General features: G+C 46.4%; 17 protein-coding genes. 11 read left to right on the forward strand and 6 right to left on the reverse strand.

Translation table 11 applies throughout. From position 1 onward, the window contains the following. The first annotated feature begins 18 nt into the window (after window positions 1–18). The 3 genes from phoB (at window position 19) to ABF87_RS02095 (ending at window position 2,680) form a co-directional block, all read left to right on the forward strand. The gene (gene phoB / locus ABF87_RS02085) at window positions 19–735 is read left to right on the forward strand and encodes a phosphate regulon transcriptional regulator PhoB (RefSeq protein WP_160827478.1); all 717 of its coding nucleotides are present in this window, start codon (window positions 19–21) and stop codon (window positions 733–735) included. A 121-nt stretch (window positions 736–856) separates the two neighbouring features. After that, a complete protein-coding gene (gene phoR / locus ABF87_RS02090) occupies window positions 857–2,197 on the forward strand; it encodes a phosphate regulon sensor histidine kinase PhoR (protein ID WP_160827479.1) in 1,341 nt (446 codons plus the stop codon). Window positions 2,198–2,293: 96 nt separating this feature from the next. After that, window positions 2,294–2,680, forward strand: a complete 387-nt coding sequence (locus ABF87_RS02095; RefSeq protein WP_160827480.1) for a hypothetical protein — start codon at window positions 2,294–2,296, stop codon at window positions 2,678–2,680. A gap of 163 nt (window positions 2,681–2,843) precedes the next feature. Here the strand turns inward: ABF87_RS02095 and ABF87_RS02100 are convergent, their stop codons facing one another. The 4 genes from ABF87_RS02100 to lgt form a co-directional block, all read right to left on the reverse strand. Next, a complete protein-coding gene (locus ABF87_RS02100; protein WP_345789865.1) occupies window positions 2,844–3,674 on the reverse strand; it encodes a pyruvate, water dikinase regulatory protein in 831 nt (276 codons plus the stop codon). Then, entirely contained in the window at window positions 3,674–6,052 is a 2,379-nt protein-coding gene (ppsA, locus tag ABF87_RS02105; RefSeq protein WP_160827482.1) for a phosphoenolpyruvate synthase, read from the reverse strand. The genes ABF87_RS02100 and ppsA overlap by 1 nt, the downstream gene beginning before the upstream one ends. Before the next feature lie 284 nt (window positions 6,053–6,336). Beyond that, a complete protein-coding gene (locus ABF87_RS02110; protein WP_160827483.1) occupies window positions 6,337–6,723 on the reverse strand; it encodes a hypothetical protein in 387 nt (128 codons plus the stop codon). Between the two features lie 205 nt (window positions 6,724–6,928). Further along, window positions 6,929–7,750: a prolipoprotein diacylglyceryl transferase gene (gene lgt, locus ABF87_RS02115; RefSeq protein WP_160827484.1), complete on the reverse strand. Its 822-nt coding sequence runs from the start codon at window positions 7,748–7,750 to the stop codon at window positions 6,929–6,931. A 98-nt stretch (window positions 7,751–7,848) separates the two neighbouring features. Between lgt and ilvD the strand changes: the two genes are divergently transcribed. The 3 genes from ilvD to ABF87_RS02130 all read left to right on the forward strand — a co-directional run bounded on the left by ilvD (window position 7,849) and on the right by ABF87_RS02130 (window position 10,598). Continuing rightward, window positions 7,849–9,522, forward strand: a complete 1,674-nt coding sequence (ilvD, locus tag ABF87_RS02120; RefSeq protein ID WP_160827485.1) for a dihydroxy-acid dehydratase — start codon at window positions 7,849–7,851, stop codon at window positions 9,520–9,522. Window positions 9,523–9,765: 243 nt separating this feature from the next. Next, complete coding sequence (locus ABF87_RS02125) at window positions 9,766–10,077, forward strand: c-type cytochrome (RefSeq protein WP_160827486.1); 312 nt, start codon at window positions 9,766–9,768, stop codon at window positions 10,075–10,077. Window positions 10,078–10,175: 98 nt separating this feature from the next. Continuing rightward, window positions 10,176–10,598 carry an OsmC family protein gene (locus tag ABF87_RS02130; RefSeq protein ID WP_160827487.1) on the forward strand — a complete coding sequence of 141 codons (423 nt, stop codon included), beginning with the start codon at window positions 10,176–10,178 and terminating at the stop codon, window positions 10,596–10,598. Window positions 10,599–10,791: 193 nt separating this feature from the next. On the opposite strand, the gene ABF87_RS02135 is transcribed toward ABF87_RS02130, so the two are convergent. Next, a complete protein-coding gene (locus ABF87_RS02135; RefSeq protein ID WP_160827488.1) occupies window positions 10,792–11,742 on the reverse strand; it encodes a chemotaxis protein in 951 nt (316 codons plus the stop codon). A 396-nt stretch (window positions 11,743–12,138) separates the two neighbouring features. On the opposite strand from ABF87_RS02135, the gene ABF87_RS02140 reads away from it, so the two are divergent. Continuing rightward, complete coding sequence (locus ABF87_RS02140) at window positions 12,139–13,554, forward strand: C13 family peptidase (RefSeq protein ID WP_160827489.1); 1,416 nt, start codon at window positions 12,139–12,141, stop codon at window positions 13,552–13,554. 287 nt (window positions 13,555–13,841) lie between these two features. Here ABF87_RS02140 and ABF87_RS02145 read toward each other — a convergent pair whose 3' ends face one another. Continuing rightward, complete coding sequence (locus tag ABF87_RS02145) at window positions 13,842–14,702, reverse strand: hypothetical protein (RefSeq protein WP_160827490.1); 861 nt, start codon at window positions 14,700–14,702, stop codon at window positions 13,842–13,844. A gap of 222 nt (window positions 14,703–14,924) precedes the next feature. Between ABF87_RS02145 and ABF87_RS02150 the strand changes: the two genes are divergently transcribed. From ABF87_RS02150 to ABF87_RS02165, 4 genes are all read left to right on the forward strand, one after another. After that, window positions 14,925–15,824 (forward strand): LysR substrate-binding domain-containing protein, encoded by a 900-nt coding sequence (locus ABF87_RS02150; RefSeq protein ID WP_160827491.1) that lies wholly within the window; start codon window positions 14,925–14,927, stop codon window positions 15,822–15,824. Window positions 15,825–16,411: 587 nt separating this feature from the next. Next, entirely contained in the window at window positions 16,412–17,398 is a 987-nt protein-coding gene (locus tag ABF87_RS02155) for a lysylphosphatidylglycerol synthase transmembrane domain-containing protein (RefSeq protein ID WP_160827492.1), read from the forward strand. Window positions 17,399–17,426: 28 nt separating this feature from the next. Further along, window positions 17,427–18,596, forward strand: coding sequence for a UDP-N-acetylglucosamine 2-epimerase (non-hydrolyzing) (gene wecB, locus ABF87_RS02160; RefSeq protein WP_160827493.1), 1,170 nt, complete (start codon window positions 17,427–17,429; stop codon window positions 18,594–18,596). Beyond that, window positions 18,593–19,579 carry a polysaccharide deacetylase family protein gene (locus ABF87_RS02165; RefSeq protein WP_160827494.1) on the forward strand — a complete coding sequence of 329 codons (987 nt, stop codon included), beginning with the start codon at window positions 18,593–18,595 and terminating at the stop codon, window positions 19,577–19,579. The genes wecB and ABF87_RS02165 overlap by 4 nt, the downstream gene beginning before the upstream one ends. The last annotated feature ends 7 nt before the right edge of the window (window positions 19,580–19,586 follow it).

The following is a 19,586-nucleotide window of genomic DNA, read 5'->3' on the forward strand; positions in this document are numbered from 1 at the left end:
ATCGATGCACGAACTCGCATGATTGCAAAAATTCTGATCGTCGAGGATGAGCCCGCCGTGCGGGAATTGATTGCATATAATCTGCAGCAGGCGGGTTATGATACCGTTCACGCTGAAGATGCTGAAAAGGCTATGGCGGTTATTGATGCGGCATTGCCTAACTTGATTCTGCTGGATTGGATGTTGCCTAAGATGAGCGGGGTCGAATTTGCACGTGCTTTGCGCCGCCAGGAAAGGACCCGCTCGATTCCGATCATCATGCTCACTGCGCGTATCCAGGAAGCCGATAAAGTGTCGGGTTTGGATGTTGCCGATGATTACATTACTAAGCCATTTTCGCCGCGAGAACTGATTGCACGGATCAATGCAGTGCTTCGCAGACTGACTCCGGAAGCTTCTGATGAAGTGGTGGAGCTGGATGGATTGAAGCTGGAACCGGCCCAGCATCGGGTAATGTCAGGCGATAAGAAAGTTGAGTTAGGGCCGACCGAGTACCGTTTGCTGCATTTCTTGATGACTCATACTGAACGCGTATATTCACGCAGCCAATTGCTTGATCGAGTATGGGGAGATCATGTCTTTGTCGAGGAGCGTACCATCGATGTGCATATCCGCCGGCTGCGCAAAGCACTGGAAGCCGTAGGGAAGGATGAATGGATACAAACTGTCAGAGGCGCTGGTTATCGATTTTCTGTGGTTATACCGCTGGTCGATGATGCCAACCCAAACATTTAATGTCCAGGAAATGTGATAATGAATGATCGCGATGCTGATACAGGCTGTGAATCAACCATGCTCTGAAAAAGATTTTGACCGGGTTTACATTCGATGAATTTCTTCGTGGAGAGTAATAGCAGTGGCTGATTTCTGGCAGCGTTCCACCAATGTGCTGTTCATTATCATTATTACAGCCATCCTGTGGTTGATTCTGGATGGTGTCAAGGCATTGATCTTTTGTAGTGTCTCGTTGTTGTGGATGGTGCTGCATCACCTCCATCATTTAGTCGCCTTAGAACGCTGGTTGCTGCGTTCGAATCATTTACCGTCTAGTATTCCGGCAGGAAGTGGCGCTTGGGATGACGTTTTTGCGCACCTGTCTCGTTATGTACGGCAGCATAGCAAGAGTCAGGAATTATTGAATCTGGCGCTGGAACGCATGCGCAGCGTAACAGCGGCCATGCCTGACGGGATCGTGCTGCTGGACAAGAACGATCGCATCGAGTGGTGTAATCCTATGGCGGAAAAGCACCTGGGCATCAATTTGTCGCTTGATTCGGGTCAGCAGATTACCTATCTGGTTCGGCAAATCCCATTTGTGGAATATTTGACAGCCCGCCGCTATAGTAATCCACTCATCCTGAAGCAGACGCGACAACCGAGTCTGATCATTTCCTTGCAGCTGGTGCCCTATGGATATAACCAGAAACTTCTCATTAGCCGCGATATTACCCGGTTTGAGAAAATTGAGACCATGCGGCGCGATTTCATCGCCAATGTCTCGCATGAATTGCGCACCCCGCTGACAGTCATTGCCGGATTTCTCGAAACACTCTCAGCTGATGAATCGGTGAGCGCCGATTTCAACAAGCGCGCTTTGACACTCATGACTGAGCAGACAACGCGTATGCAGCGCCTGATCGAGGATTTATTGATCTTGTCGCGATTGGAAAATGAGCACAATAAAATGACGGAAAAACCTGTGGATATTGTCGCTCTGCTGCATACGCTCCTGCATGACGCGGAATCCCTGAGTGCCGGACGCCATCAGATTAAGCTGAATATTGTCACTTCCGCCCAAGTACTGGGTAGTGAAGAAGAATTGCGCAGTGCGCTGGGTAATTTGATCAGCAATGCCATTCGCTATACCCCGGAACAAGGAGAAATCGCCATCAACTGGGAGCTTCGGGATGGGCAAGGATTATTTTTTGTGCAAGATAGCGGGATTGGAATAGAGCCGGAACATATTCCTCGTTTGACTGAACGTTTTTATCGCGTAGACAGCAGCCGTTCGCGCGAGACCGGAGGCACAGGGTTGGGGTTGGCAATAGTCAAGCATGTGCTGAGCCGGCATGAAGCGCGTTTGATCATTACGAGCCAGGTCGGCAAAGGGAGCTGCTTCAGTATATGGTTTCCCACTAAGCGACTGATTTTGAAAAATGAACAAGAGGTATTCATCGAAAAGGATGCGATTTCCTGAGAGAGTTCATTTCGTCGTAGCATAATTATGCGCAACGTTGTAGACTTAAAAATTGTATGTTATTTATTTATGTAGATTAATCGATGAAGGAGAATCATGATGAACATCAAAGCTGTTTTATTTTTTTTAGCGATTGTCTTGGTATTTTCTGCCCCGCTGTATGCTGATTCGAGAGGGCATAAAGACAGGGATAGAGATAACGACGAATGGCGCAAAATGCCGCATAAAGTTCAGCAAACCGTGGCTGGACATGTTGCCGGAGGGCGAGTATTTGAAGTCAAAACAGAAAACATGGTTTTAATGGACAATAACAAAAAAACGAGCGCGACGCTTTATTTGGTAGGAATTAAAAAACCAGACGGCGGAGAAACTTGGGTCATCGCTGATAAAGATGGAAAAGTGATTGACGTTGACCACGTCGATGGCGCAAGCGGGTTGGAAGAAGATATCGACAATGAGAGGAAAGAGCGGCGGAGAAGATAAGTGGGGACAATCAGATTCTAAAGGGAAAGTATTCCTAGAATGACTGTGCTTCGGTAAAGCTATGCCGGCATCCCGATTCAAAATGATCTTCATCATTCACAAACTGTGCTAGGTTTTGCCTCTTCGCTTTGCCTAGCCGGTTGGTTATCTTTTCAGAGCTTTCTCAACCGTATAACTGACGCCTTAATCCACATCGATTCAGTATGATTGCGCTGATTTCCTCAATGGAGATGCGCGTTGTATCCAAATAAGGAATATTCTCTGACTGGAAGAGTAACTCTTGCCATTGAATTTCCTGCTGACACTGGGTAAGTGATGCATATGGACTATTAGGGCGCCGTTCCTGTCGGATGAAATACAATTGGGCAGGACTCAACGTTAATCCGAACAATTTGCTCCTGACGGGTTCTAACAGTTTAGGCAATTGCATCGTCGGCATATCTTCCGGGGTCAGCGGGTAATTGGCGGCAGCGATGCCATATTGCAATCCCAAATAGAGGCAGGTTGGCGTTTTTCCGCAGCGTGAAACACCGATCAGAATGATGTCAGCTTCGTTGAAATTCTGCGGACTGACGCCGTCATCATGGGCCAGCACATAATTAATCGCCGCAATTCGCTTGAAATATGACAAATGATGTTGCAGGCCATGCGAGCGGCCGGCCATGCGCGCAAAAGGCTGATGAAGCTCTTCTTCAATGGAACGGATGAACGTTTCAAAGAAATCAAAAATACGGCAATTACCCTGCTTTATGACGTCGAGAATGTCTGGTTTCAACAAGGTACTGAAGACCAACGGCCGCTGACCGTCACATTCAACCGCATGATTGATTTGTGCCAGCACGGCGTGTGCTTTTTCAACGGTATCCAGAAAAGGGGCATTGATGATTTCCCATTCGATGCCGTCAAACTGGGTTAAAAGACTGTGTCCCAGCGTTTCGACCGTGATGCCGGTGCGGTCTGACAGATAGAAGACAGTTCGTTTCTGTGTGCTTATCATGTCTTGATGCTGGCCAGATTGTTCCAAGTCTGCAACACGGAATCAGAATTCAGCGATAAGCTGGTGACGCCTTGTTCGAACAACCAATGTGCAAAGTCGGGATAATCCGATGGACCTTGTCCGCAGATGCCTATGTATTTGTCGTGTTTGCGGCAAGCCTCGATGGCCATCGACAATAATTTCTTTACCGCCGGATTGCGCTCATCGAATAGATGGGAAACCAAACCTGAATCGCGATCGATACCGAGTGAAAGTTGCGTCATATCGTTGGAACCGATTGAAAAGCCATCAAAGAATTGTAGAAATTCCTCTGCCAGCAGAGCATTTGAAGGAATTTCGCACATCATGATGATACGCAGGCCATTTTTACCGCGCTCAAGACCATGTGATGCAAGCAGCGCAGTAACTTGCTCGGCTTCTTCGAGGGTGCGGCAAAAGGGAATCATGACCTCAACGTTGACGAGATTCATATCATTGCGCACGGCGAGCAGTGCCTTGCACTCCAGTTCGAAACACTCACGGAAGGCAGCCGATAAATAGCGTGAGGCGCCGCGAAAGCCAATCATGGGATTTTCTTCATGAGGTTCATAGCGATTGCCTGCAATCAAGTTGGCATACTCGTTCGATTTGAAATCAGAAGTCCGCACGATCACAGGATGCGGAAAGAACGCCGCCGCCAAGGTGGCGATCCCTTCCATCAATTTCTTGATGTAGAAGTCAACTGGCGAAGCGTATCCGGTGATCCGATGATCAATTTCTGCTTTCAGGTCGGCTGGTAGGCGATCATATTCCAGTAACGCCTTTGGGTGAATGCCGATCATGTTGTTGATGATGAATTCCAAGCGCGCAAGTCCTATGCCCTGATTGGGGATTCGAGAAAATGCGAAGGCATGGGATGGATTCCCGACATTCATCATGATCTTCACAGGTAAATCCGGCAATTTCCCGGTGTCTGTAGCAGTCTGATCAAAGGTCAACAAACCTTGATAGACATAGCCGGTATCACCTTCGGCGCAGGATACGGTGACGGCGGTTCCTTCATTGATTTTTTCCGTTGCATCGCCACAGCCCACTACCGCCGGGATTCCCATTTCCCGAGCGACGATGGCTGCGTGACAGGTGCGCCCGCCGCGGTTCGTCACAATAGCGGCCGCCCGTTTCATGATGGGTTCCCAGTCCGGATCCGTCATGTCGGTAACGAGCACGTCGCCGGGTTGAATTTCATGCATTTGATCGATATGCAGAATCAAGCGCGCCGTGCCTTGCCCGATTTTATTGCCAATCGCACGGCCTTCGACGAGGCGCACACCTTGATCATTCAAGGTGAAGCGTTCGACCACCGAACTGCTGCGGCTTTCCACTGTTTCCGGCCGGGCCTGAACGATATAAAGATTTCCATCGAATCCATCCAATGCCCATTCAATATCCATCGGACGGTTGTAATGCTGCTCGATGATCATGGCCTGGTGGGCCAGTGCTTCAACCTGAGCATCGGATAACGAAAAACGGCTCCGCCGCACAGCGTCGACATCGCGAGTCAACGTGAAAGTATCGGTTGCAGTACTTTGGTCGTTGTAAATCATTTCAATTGCCTTGGTGCCCAGCCTACGGGATAGAATCGCGGGATGTCCGGTGATTAAGTTGCGTTTGTAGACATAAAATTCATCCGGATTGACGGTGCCCTGCACAATGGTCTCGCCCAATCCGTAGGCAGTGGTGATGAAGATCGCATCCCGGAATCCCGATTCCGTGTCCAACGTGAACATGACGCCACTCGCACCGGCATCACTACGCACCATTTTCTGTATCCCGGCTGAGAGAAGAACCTTGTCATGCGGGAAGTTTTGATGAACCCGATAGGCGATGGCGCGATCATTGTAGAGGGAAGCAAATACGATTCTGATTGCGGCGATGATTTGATCCAAGCCGCGAACATTCAGCAGCGTTTCTTGCTGACCTGCAAATGAAGCATCGGCTAGATCTTCGGCGGTTGCGGACGAGCGTACCGCAAACGAGAGTTCTGTACGTTCGCCGCTCAGCGTGACTAGCTTACCATAGGCTTCTTCGATCGCTCCCAGAACAGGAGCCGGGAAGGGAGCTTCAAGCAGCCAGGCGCGGATGGTTTTGCCTGCTGCCGCTAATGCAGTGATGTCGTCCACATTCAGACTATCCAATAGAGGATGGATACGGTCGGGCAATTGATTGAATGTCAAGAATTCCTGATAAGCGAGGGTCGTAGTCGCAAAACCCATCGGGACATTGACGCCGGCACGCGAAAGGTGGCTGATCATTTCGCCCAACGAGGCATTTTTACCGCCCACACGACCGATGTCGTTCATCGTTAATTGATCGAACCATGCGATATATTCCGACATTGCTAGAACTCCTCATTTCTTTGTTCGTTTTTTCATTATAGCCCTGCGAGTCGCTAATTGCTGTGAAGATCGCGATAGCTGCGGTTCAGTCATGCAATCACAAGAACAATTTCTTCGGAGAGGGCTTCGATGTTTGTTTGATGGATTCAACTTCGACGAGGAAGGGGGAACGATGAACTCGAAAAAGCTGATACGGTATAGGATTGCTCAAAAAAAACCACCGCCAGAGCGGTGGTTAAGGTGCCCCTAATTTGAAGACAGGGTCGGAGATAAGGGAGGAATGGTTATCTCACCGTGCTGGCGGGATCCTCTATATTGATTTTTGCCTTATTGATAGGCATCTGTTGTTGGCTGAGTATTTTTCTATAAAGCTCAGCATGGCGTAAATTATCGTTTAATTGTTTTTTGTATTCATGAATATTGGCCAGTGTGTGGGAACGGAAGTCTTGGCCCTGCCTGCCATAGTAATATGGATGAGCTTCGTACTTTTCAAGCTGGGATTGATGCTCTTGCAAATGCATCGCTGCTTGATTTGCCCTGTCTTCATAATATTTGATCAGACTGGCATGATCATCATCATGAATTCCCTCAATCGAGAAGGCGGGAGAAATCGATAAGCAAAAAATGAAGGCGCATCCGGAGGCTCGGACGAAACGATTGAATGCGGTCATGATGAGTACTCTCCATCTATGATTTGATGGCAGTATCTTAACGAAGTCGATCGGGCCCTGTATATTGGGGAAACTATTGTTTCTCGCTAATAGTTTCTCATTGAGCTGAACTAATAGTTTCCATTAGAGATGAGGATCCTCGCTGAATCTGAACTGATTTTTAGGCATGCCTGAGTAATTCAGCACAGGGACGGGCTGTATCGGCTCAACGTTTTTTTCGTTGCTGCGGTTTGGCGCGCACAGCGGAAGTTTGTCGATTTGCCCAGATGATCACAATGATGCCTCCAAGAATCATGGGAATGGATAGCCATTGTCCCATTGTAATTCCCAATGTCAGAACGCCCATGAAACCATCTTCCGGTTCACGGAAAAATTCTGTGAACGAACGCACGACCCCATATCCGATCATAAACATACCGCTAACGGCGCCAGTGGCGCGAGGCTTGGAGGAGTAAATCCACAGGACGATAAATAAGACGATGCCTTCAAGCCCTGCTTGATAAAGCTGAGAGGGATGGCGCGGGAGTTCGTCGACATACGGAAAAACCATACCCCAAGGCACATCGGTAGGTCGTCCCCATAGTTCGGCATTGATGAAATTGCCGATGCGGCCCGCGCCAAGTCCGGGAGGAATGAGTGGAGCAATAAAATCGGTTACTGCCAACCACGGTAAATGATATTTGCGCGCCAGCATGATCATCGCAACTAATACACCGAGCAATCCGCCATGAAAGGACATGCCGCCTTCCCAGATGGCAAACACTTTCAATGGATGCTCCAGGTAATATCCGAGCTGATAGAACAGCACGTGGCCCAGGCGTCCTCCGATGATCACGCCGAGCATGCCATAGAACAGAGCATCATCAAGCATCTGATAAGTAAATGCAGACTGGGGATTATGCCTGATGCGATAACGTCCGAGCAGAATGAATAGTACAAAACCGAGCAGGTACATCAATCCATACCAATGGACGGACAAGGGGCCTACGGAAATGGCGACAGGGTCAATTTGTGGGTGAACTATCATAGTTTCAGCCTTCTTAGGGTAAAATATCGTTCATTATAGCAAGCGTGCTTATGCGCGCTTGGTCATCAGTCGTATATTTATCTCATTCAGGAGCAAGCATGTCAGACAATAGACGTAGTCAAGCCATTACTCAAGGTCACCAACATGCACCCAGCCGTGCGATGCTGCGTGCCGTCGGCTTTGGCGATGGGGATTTCAATAAGCCGATCGTAGGCGTTGCCAATGGCTATTCGACGATTACGCCGTGCAATAAGGGCTTGAACGATCTTTCGATGAAAGCCGAATCGGTCTTGCGGCAAGCGGGCGCCATGCCGCAGATGTTTGGTACCATCACGGTATCCGATGGCATTTCGATGGGTACGGAAGGCATGAAGTATTCGTTGGTTTCGCGGGAAGTCATTGCCGATTCGGTTGAAACCTGTGTGCAGAGTGGAAGTATGGATGGTGTAATCGCCATTGGGGGTTGCGACAAAAATATGCCCGGCGCGATGATCGCGATGGCGCGCATGAACGTGCCCGCGATTTTTGTGTATGGTGGCACGATCAAACCGGGACACTATAAAAATCAAGATTTGACGGTTGTCAGTGTATTTGAAGCGGTAGGAAAGCACAGCGCGCATAAGATCGACGACGAAGAGTTGTTGCAGATCGAACGGCATGCATGCCCCGGTGCTGGTTCGTGCGGCGGTATGTATACTGCAAACACGATGTCATCCGCCTTCGAGGCGATGGGCATGAGTTTGCCTTATTCGTCGACGATGTCTGCGGAAGATAATGAGAAATTGCTGAGCGCCGGCCAATCTGCGGAAGTATTGGTCAATGCCATCAAAAAACAAATTCTGCCGCGCGATATCATTACTCGCCAATCGATCGAAAATGCCATCGCCGTCATCATGGCTGTAGGTGGCTCAACCAATGCGATACTCCATTTCCTGGCCATTGCTCATGCCGCCGGGGTCGAATGGAATATTGATGATTTCGAGGAAATACGCGGCAAAGTGCCTGTGCTATGCGATCTCAAACCTTCCGGACGTTATGTCGCTGCCGATCTTCACCGCGCCGGTGGCATTCCACAAGTGATGAAAATGTTACTGACACGCGGTTTGTTGCATGGCGATTGCATTACGATCAGTGGACAAACGATAGCGGAAGTTCTGAAAGATATTCCCGATGCGCCGCGCACTGATCAGGACGTGATTCGCCCATGGGATAATCCGATGTATGCGCAAGGACATTTGGCGATTCTGAAAGGCAATCTCTCGACGGAAGGGTGTGTGGCGAAAATATCCGGAATCAAGAATCCGAAAATCACCGGGCCTGCACGGGTATTTGAGTCGGAAGAGACCTGCATGGCGGCAATTCTGGCGCGTAAAATTCAACCGGGTGATGTCGTTGTGATCCGCTATGAGGGACCTAAGGGGGGGCCTGGTATGAGAGAAATGCTATCACCAACTTCTGCCTTGATTGGAGAAGGGCTGGGAGATTCGGTCGGATTGATTACCGATGGGCGTTTTTCGGGTGGCACGTATGGAATGGTGGTCGGGCATGTGGCACCGGAAGCGTTTGTTGGCGGAAACATCGCGCTCGTTCAAGAGGGCGATTCGATTACCATCGATGCCGAGCAGCGTCTGTTGCAATTGAATGTCTCCGATTCCGAACTGGCAAAGCGCCGGGCAGCTTGGCAACCGCCCCAGCCGCGCTATTCGCGGGGTGTGCTGGCGAAATATGCCAAGCTGGTATCCAGCGCCAGTCAAGGAGCAATAACCGATTGATAGGAATTTTATCCGCTGTTACGTCCGAGTCTGATGTTGACTTCGAAAGGAACTCATTAATTTATGATGAACTCTGAGAAGAGCAACATCATCTGAAGTGGACAGTTGATCCCGAAGTTGATGAGCGAGGCAGGAAATAGCGTCATCGCATACAGAGAGAACAAATTTTCAGGATTTGCTGCATGCGTGTGAAGTTCAGGGTAGAATGGCAGTCCTTTTATAATTATTATTAAGGAAAAAAATATGAAAAAAGTTTTAATAGGAGTCGTTGCTGCATCAACCTTATTACTGACCGGTGTTGCACAAGCCAATGCAGATCTGGCGAAAAGTAGTGGCTGTCTGAATTGTCATAATGTCGATACCAAACTGGTTGGCCCAAGTTTGAAAGATGTTGCTGCTAAATACGCGGGTCAAGCCGATGCTGCAACATATTTAGCCGGTAAAATAAAAAACGGCAGTAAAGATGTTTGGGGTCCCATTCCAATGCCACCAAATACTACCGTTAGCGATGAAAATGCTAAAGTGTTAGCAGACTTTATTCTGACACTGAAGTAATTTCATTCTGAATTCGTAAAAGCCGACGTTATAAACGTCGGCTTTTTATTTGCTTCAATTCACATCGATTCGGAACAGAAACATTCTTCGGGAGAGAAATGAAAACTCGAATTACCTGGAAAGGAAATGTCAGTTTTTTAGCTGAATCAGGCAGTGGTCATTCAGTGTTGATGGATGGCGCACCAGAGGCGGGTGGGCAGAATGCCGGACCACGCCCAATGGAGATGGTATTGATGGGGCTTGGCGGCTGCACTGCATTTGATGTGATATTGATTTTGAAAAAAGGCCGTCATGACATTCGCGATTGTGTCGTTGAAATCGAGGCCGAGCGCGCTTCGGCGGATCCGAAAGTATTTACTCATATTCATCTTCATTTCATCGTTATGGCTAAGGATGTGAGTTCTCAGCATGTTCAACGGGCTATCGATTTATCTGCGGAGAAATACTGCTCGGCATCGATCATGCTAAGGAGCACTGCAAAAATAACCCATGATTTCGAACTTATTAATGTGTCATCGTAGTTGCGTTGATTAATGCAGAGGACGAGTTAAGCAATCAGCTTACCGAATCCCGGCATCCAAGATATATCAATATGATAGACGAGGAAATGAATGCCGCGCAGCGAAGTGATTTGCTGGTGCGATCAATGAGTCAGGGTTTCCATCGAGCAGTAATCCCTAACTATGCATCTGCGTTCAAAACCAATGTTTTGATTTAAGCCAATGCTTTTCGGATCGTATCGGCGAGTTCTCCGGCTTCAAATTTGGCGATGAAAGCATCAGCACCCACCGATTTAACGTGATTTTCATTGGCTTCTCCAGTTAGAGAAGAGTGAATCACCACAGGAACAGACTTAAAACGTTGATCGCTCTTGATGTTGCGTGTGAGTGTAAATCCATCCATTTCGGGCATTTCCAGGTCAGTTAGCACCAGTGCGATTTTATCTTGCAATGTTTTACCTTCCGCTGCTGCAGCATCTGAGATCGATTGAATCCGTTTCCATGCCTCCAGCCCCGTGTGGGTCATCACATACGGTACATCGAGGGTTTTAAGTTCTTTTTCGATCATGCTGCGCGCGAGGGGTGAATCATCTGCAGCTAGAATCATTTTCCCTGCGGGAAGCTTTATTTTGGGGCCAACTTTTTCGGGTGTAATGGCCTCAGTAGCAGAGGGCAGAACATCACGCAATATCTGCTCTACATCGAGTACCTGAGCCAAGCGGGAATCTTCGGTATTGCCGTCGATTCGAGCAATACTGGTCACCATATTGCCCCCTTTACCTTCCGCGGCGATAACTTGACTCCATTCTAGGCGTACGATTTCATTGACTTCTTCCACGGCGAACGCCTGCGTTGAGCGTGCATATTCAGTAACCAGGAGGATGGGTAGCTCTTTTTTGGGCGTGCAACCGATCACCTTGGGTAGATTGATGACAGTAATGACCTGGCCGCGAATATTGGCAACGCCCATGACATTTGCGGGTGCATTTGCAATGGCGGTGATAGTTGGCATGACAAGAATCTCTCGTATTTTGAAGACATTAATGCCGAATAATTCACGCTGATGTGTGCCGGGTGCGTCCCCCAGCTTGAAAAGTAATAGCTCGAACTTGTTGGTGGCAGTCAGGTTAGTGCGCTCGTCTATTTCATGCAGTGCTGTGTTCATACCGTGCTCTCCGCTATTTGCCAGTAATGATGTGAGTAAGCCAAAAAATTTCTCAGAAGCTATCGGTATGATCAGCCTTCGATTTGCAGATGCTGAAAATAATTCATGGATAGCTAATTTTGCCCATCGTAAATAATTGATAAGAGTGTATCGTATCGAATAAAGATGAAAAAACTTTAGGAGAGCCTTAAAAGTCGTGCATATTCAATTCTGATTGAACATAGAAGATGCGGTTTGCAAAGCGGGCTTGATGATGTGCTGATCAAAACAATGCCAGGGAGATTGAGCAAGAGTCGGAGCGATAAATACCGAAAATTGTCATGGATCATATCTTTATTCTGTTGGATTAGTGCCGTTCATAGAAGACTTTCATTCACTGGATAGTCTGGAGAAAAAATGGATTTATCTACAAGTATCTGTCGAGAATCGAGACAATCATTGCCCTCCAGTGAATCTCGGGCATTGATGCGAAATCTCTATGTGGGAATGCGATTGCTGGCGTTACGTCCTAATGCAGTTGACCAGGTGACTGTTTCGATTGATCAGTTGATGTGGCTGCTGGGTTTTTATGGCTTGACCGTACTGACCATTTCCTATGTGCTGACGCCTCTGCCCATATTCGATTGGTTTGGCTTGGGTTACTTGGGTGTGGAGTTATTGATTGCATTGTTCATGGGATTTATCGTAACGAAGTTGACGCATGATTCGAATGATCTTCTGAAATTCTTGGTATTGGTCTATTGCATTTTACCGTTTTTTTATCTGATTTCTTTCATCCTTTTACCTCATTTGCCAGAAGAATTTTCGATGATGGGTTATTTCGCTTATGGGATTTGGGTTTTCATGGTTTATTTTTGGAGTGTTTTGCAATTGCTTCGAGCCAAGCTCAAAGCTGCAGCAGTGGCGACCATCTGGTTGATTGTCGCTTATCCGCTGACCAATTGGTCATTGAGTTTCTGGTATGAAGGTTATGATTTCAGTCAGGAAATGGCAACCCATTCTGACGATGGGTCTGCGGAAGTTAATCAAGAACAGGTATATTACAGTCAGTATGCACTTCTGAATGATGCTCTGAATAATGTGAGACCGGGCGAGAACGGCGTTGCCGATCTTTTTTTTATAGGATTCGGTTCGGATGGTACTGAGAATGTCTTCATGAATGAAGTCGAACATGTGCAGCGTGCGGTGAATGAACGATTGGGTGCGACGGGTCGATCGCTGACCCTTATTAATAATCTAAAAACAATCGACACTACCCCCTTGGCTTCATCGAACAATCTGAAAATTTCCTTGAATTATCTCGGTAAGAAAATGAATGTCGATGAAGATATTGTATTTTTGTACCTGACAGGGCATGGATCTGCAGATCATTCCTTGCTGGTTCAAATGCAACCGTTGAGTTTGAATGATTTAAGTCCGCAGGATATTAAGAATTACCTTGACGACGCGGGCATACGCTGGCGTATTATCGTCATTTCGGCGTGCTATTCCGGCGGATTTATTGAAGCGCTTCAGAATGAACATAGTCTGATTTTTACTGCTGCCGCGCCTCATAAATCATCCTTTGGTTGCTCAAATGACAATGAATATACTTATTTTGGCGAGGCGCTTCGCAATTCTTTAGAGACTCAGCCATTCCAATATATTTCCAGTTTTAGCCAAGCGATGCAAAAGGTCGGCGAACGTGAGCAGTCTGAAAAGTTGATTCCATCAGAACCTCAGTTGTTTATCGGAAACCAGATGAAGGAGAAATTAAAATTATTGGAGCAGGATATGATTCGGTATGCACCGGAACGATTTGGTGCGATGTAACATGATCCGTCATTAAATTTCTGCTGGAAATTTGATTACTTAATTACCTCCATATTGAGGGCAATATTGCAACAGGTTGAGGCGCATCGAAATCAGGCTCAAAAATGCCTATTTGCTGCGTTTAAGTCGTACGTATATGAAGGATTTAGCATTGCCAGGCTGTGAAAGCCAATCTTCTCAACGCTTCATTGTCATGTTTCTGATCAGATCGAGAATACAGCATTATCATCGGCCATTGAAATCGAACGCCGATCAATAAGGAGCACATCAATGTGCTCCTTATTGGATTACAAGCATCTAAGATGATCGGTGATTAACCGCTCGTAATAATCTCCCTGGACTAGACCAAATCCGCTCGTGAGCGCAATGTTCGCCTGTTCTTTTTTATTGACGTGCTGCAATATGGTTTGCCCACCGATCAGGTGCTGCAACTCGATTAATCCTTTTAATGACGACAGCCAGATACTTGTGGAGTGCTGAATCATTTCCGGACTGGGCGAAGTAATGCGAAGATAATTGGGTGATAATTTATCAATCAATTCTCTTAATCCTTTTGCGGTATACAGCGAGCCTATGTTGAGGGCGATTTGATAACCGCGGTCACGATAGTTGTTCAAACCACTGAGCAATTGAGTATGGTATTGCGCATAGAAATTATTGATCGTTGCCGAGATAACAATATTTCTGGGTGCTAAACCGCATTTGATGATGATTTCCTCAAAATAAGCGCCATGATTTTGTTCAACACCTAGTATATGACGTGGATCGACATCTAGAATAAGGACACCGCCGTTGTGAGCATATGTTAAGTAGTTCAGCATGTGCACCGTTCGGCACAGCCTATCCAAATTAATGATGGACTGAAAGTCAGCGGGTTGAGTAATTGCATCTGTCAATAGATTGCCGATCTTTTCCGGTTGGTTATTATGCACATCGGTTTCATAAGTGGAAACAGATAATTGCGCGATATGTCCTCTCAGAATTTCGTAGTCATCCACTTGGCGTAACGGCGAAAAGGTGCTGCTGATTCGAATGGGTCCGAAAACGCCGCTAACCGAACCATTTTCCAGGATGAAAGGGCGAAAGCTTGATTGATGCTCACGCTCAAAGTGATCGTTAAAATAATATACTAATTGCTCTACTGGCATACTTCCTCCTTTGTTATGTCGCGATAGAACGAATCTTCAATTTCTCGGGTAGCCTTATGACTATGCTCAATCCTGATCGTAGCTTGTGTCGATTCTCAATGGACTACCTTGCCGATAGCATAAAGGAGCTAATATTTTTAATAAAACGATATAATTAGATATTCTTATCTGAAATTTAGATAACATGGCTGCCTTGAACACAACAGTATTCAAAATGAGGGTATGAATTTAAATCAGATCGAGTTGCTTCGGATTCTTCAAGAAACTCAATTGAACCTGTCTAAAGCAGCGGAGAAAATGCATATCGTGCAATCGGCCGTAAGTCGACAATTGCAATTGTTCGAGGAAGAGCTAGGTTCTCCATTGTTTGAAAGAAAGGGGAAAAAATTGATCGGGTTAACGCCATTAGGAAAAAATGTGATGGCGGAGATAGCAACGATCAATCAAGCCAAATTAAACATTCAATCCATGGCCAGTGATTACCTGGACAGTAATAAAGGCATCCTGCACGTTGCCACAACCCATACGCAAGCGAAATATTTTTTGCCCACTCCTATCCAGCGATTTAGAGAAAAATATCCAGGAATCAGAATTTACATCGTACAGGCATCACCAGAGCAATTGATTGATCAACTTCATTCCCATACAGCTGATATCGCGATTTGCACAGAAAAAGTTGATGATGACAATAAACTGATCACGCGTCACTGTTATGAATGGCATCATGCGGTTATTATGCCTCGAGGGCATCCGTTATGTACTGGGGAATTGACGCCCGAGCGCTTAACGACTTTTCCGATACTTACGTATAGTCATGGATTTACGGGACGCTCAACGATTGAGCATGCATTTCAGCAACGTGGTTTACAATTGGATATCATACTGGCGGCGGCGGATACCGATGTCATTAAAACATACGTGCATTTCGACATGGGCGTCGGTATCATTGCGCGCATGGCATATGATAGCCAAGCTGATGCGGATCTTGGTATCAGAGACTTGTCGCATATTATCCCTAAATCGATCACCAAAATTGCGTATTTAAAACAACACTATTTACCTCTGTATAGTCAGCATTTTATCGAAGAATTGCTGATAGCTGCGAAGGATATGAAAGCGTAAGCCTGTGCCGAAGAGACTGGACAGATGACTTGATCTTGTTAATCAACTATGGATGCTGGATTCATGTGACTAGGATTCATACAAGGATTCTCTTATGAAAGGTGCTAACTATGATCATAAGCTCGATCGTAATTCGGATAGAATCAGTGAAAGTTAGTAAATGGTTGACTCGTATAGTACCGTGTAACAATTGCTATGATTAATTGGATCAGGCGGTTATCCAAAGTCGGACTATGGTGGATATCGTGCAGAGCATGAGTACCGATTATTATCAGATTATTCCTATAGTCTTTTAAGAGTTGCGAAGATAGTATAAATAAAGAATGAGATGTGTATTTGAATTTATTGTCTTGTTTTTATATAAATTTTTGATCTATTTTGTTATCTTCTCAAAATCTTTCTCTTTACTATCAAGATTTCTGTTAAGTCGCCGTTTGATCAAAATCCAATTCAACCAGGATAAACCTCCTATCAAACTCCGGTTGCACTAGGCAATAAATGAGTGAAAAATGATAGATTACTCACAGTAATTATCTAAATTTATTGCTAAAATAATTTACACGAATATATAGTGACTATAACAATCTATGGCAGTAACGACACAACTGAAGTGGACATTTCTTGGTATTATCATAGGACTCGGTTTTCTCTGGCTGTCATTACGAGGAATTAACGTCCAATCAGTTTTGGATAGCCTTGCCACAATCAAGCCTGCACCTGCTCTGATGGTAGTGATCGCTGCGATGCTATTCATGTTGATTAAAGCATGGCGATGGTCAGTAATTTTGAAGCCTGCGGCATCTGTCGAACTGTCATTATTGCATTCCGCAGCCTATATAGGTACGGCAGCCAATTTAATTATCGTTCATTCGGGAGAAGTGATCAGGGCGGCTCTGATTGGGCGTAAATCGCAAATTGCATCGAGTGCAGTCCTGGCTTCCATAGGTGTTGAGCGGGTTTTTGATTTTATGGTGGTCGTGGCGTTGTTTGGTGTATTGTTGATGATCGATCCACAACTGCCTGAGTACGTTGCCGCGGCGGGATTGGTTGCTCTGCTATTGGTGGTGATCGGCTTATTAGTTATCATATCTTTGGTAATTCCCTCGAAAACGCGAGGTCAATTGGCAAAGCTCGTTACCCGTTTTTTGCCTGAGAAATTTTCTGAGCTCATCATCAAGCAACTCAAGCGAAGTTTAATTGGATTTTCCGCTCTCGGTAGTCCCAGTATCATCATACAAACTTTTCTGCTGTCGCTCATGCAGTGGAGTTGTATCATTGCTGCAATCTGGCTGAGTGGGGTTTCTGTGGATTACGTGGTAACGCTATCGATGGCTATTACAGTCTGGGTACTGATGGTGGTTGGACTCACGTTGCCATCCTCGCCGGCACAATTAGGTACTATTCAGCTCGCTTTTACATTAGGGCTTTCATTTACATTGGATGAAACTCAAGTTCCTTTTGCGGCCTCCGTTGTTTACACAGTTTGTGTGAATTTACCGTATATGATTATTGGTGCTGTATGTTGGTTACAATCAGGGGGAATCAGTATACAGTCAAAGAACGTACGATCATGACTACGTTCTGTAGAGGAATAAATTAGTAATGGAAATAATATCTATACCCAAGCGTAGTGATACCAAGACGATCCTCACGCTTTTTGGAACTCGACCAGAAATCATTAAATTGGCCCCTGTCATATGGGCTATTGAGCGGCACAGCGATAAATGGCGCAGTGTCACGGTTTCCTCATCGCAGCATACTGGGCTGTTGCGGCCATTTATTCGTGAATTCGGCATCAATATAGATCATGATTTGGGAGTCATGACGCCCGGTCAAACACCCAATGCGGTATTAGCCCGCGTGGTTGAAGCAATCGAGCCTCTTTTATTTGCGGAACGCCCTGATCTGGTTCTAGTGCAAGGTGATACCACCACTGCAATCGCCGGCGCACTGGCAGCCTTTTATGCTCGAATTCCCGTGGCTCATGTGGAAGCAGGACTGCGAACGGGGGATCGATACAGTCCATTTCCTGAAGAAATGAATCGTCGACTGATTACTCAACTGGCCGATCTTCATTTTGCTGCAACCGATAAAAACGTTGGAATATTACTGGCGGAAGGGGTGCAAAAAAAATGCATCGAACTCACCGGAAATCCTGTGGTGGATACTCTGAAACATATTCTTGCACACTCATCGATTTCAACGCCCTTGTCAAAACTGCTTGATAGTCTTTGGGATAAAAAGCTGATAGTGCTGACAACCCATCGACGAGAAAATTTTGGTCAGGTTATGTCCTCGCATTTAAGGGCGCTTCGTCGTTTCGTGGAGCGGCATGAAGAGATAGAATTGATATTTTCCGTGCATCCCAATCCTTCGGTGCGTGCAGTCGTCGATGCGGAGTTTACCGGAGTGGGACGGATTCATTGTATTGAGCCGCTCGAGTACGCAGATTTTATTCATCTGTTATCAAGAGCATGGTTGATCGTGTCAGATTCTGGCGGTATTCAGGAAGAAGCACCCTCATTAGGAAAACCCTTATTGATTCTGCGCGATACCACTGAACGGCCAGAAGTGCTGGAGTGCGGTGTGGGAAAACTGGTGGGACACTCTGGCGAACATCTGGAAAAATTGCTTGAAGAGTCCCTGATCGATAGCACTTGGTTTGATGTGGTGAATGCCGTAGAAAACCCGTTTGGAAAAGGCGATGCCGGTGACCGAATAGCCTCGGCCATCGAAAAATTTCTGGAAGCTCGAGAGGAAGCATTATTATGACTCAATTGCAGCATGCGCAATCCGGAAAACCCTTGGCTAATTTATCCGTCGATTTGGACAATGAGTGGGCATATTTGAAGACTCATGGTGATCCGGCATGGGAATCGTATCCTTCGTATCTGGATGTTGTCGTTCCCCGGATACTTGATGTGCTAGCTTGCCGAAAGTTGCTCATCACCGTTTTTGTGGTTGGTCAAGATGCTGCACTTGAATATAACCACTCCGCACTTGCTAAAATTGCCGACGCCGGTCACGAAATCGGCAATCATTCTTTGCGTCACGAGCCATGGTTGCATTTATTTTCTGAGCATGATCTCGAGAATGAGTTGGCGGAAGCCGAAAAATATATTCAATTAGCGACGAATAAAAGACCGATTGGGTTTCGTGGCCCCGGGTATAGTCAATCACCGACTCTGCTGCAAGTTCTGGTTCGACGCGGATACGCCTATGATGCTAGTTCTTTGCCCAGTTTTATCGGCCCCCTTGCGCGAGCATATTATTTTGCGACGGGGAAATTTAATGACGAGCAGCGAGAACGCCTCAATCGTTTGTTTGGAAGTTGGAAAGATGGATTTCGACCGGTTAAACCTTATAATCTGCGTTTTGGCGACGTGTCATTGTTGGAAATGCCCGTCACCACATTTCCCGTTTTCCGGGTACCCATCCATTTGAGCTACGTCATGTATTTAGCGGGATTTTCTACGTTGCTGGCAAAAACCTATTTCAGTGCAGCCTTACAGGCTTGCAAGCTTTTTAACGTTGAACCTTCGATATTATTGCATCCTCTTGATTTTTTAGGCGGAGAAGATGTGCCGCGATTGCAGTTTTTCCCCTCGATGCAATTGAAGAAAGAGCAGAAAGTTGCATTAGTAGAATACTGCCTGGATTGTCTGATACGCAATTTCGATGTCAGAACAGTAGGCGAGCATGCCGCGATTGTCGCTACCCGGGAAAATTTGCCGGAAGTGGAACCGGGGAATTGATAGTTTA

It is taken from the genome of Nitrosomonas sp. JL21 (assembly GCF_009833095.1).
Lineage (GTDB): Bacteria > Pseudomonadota > Gammaproteobacteria > Burkholderiales > Nitrosomonadaceae > Nitrosomonas.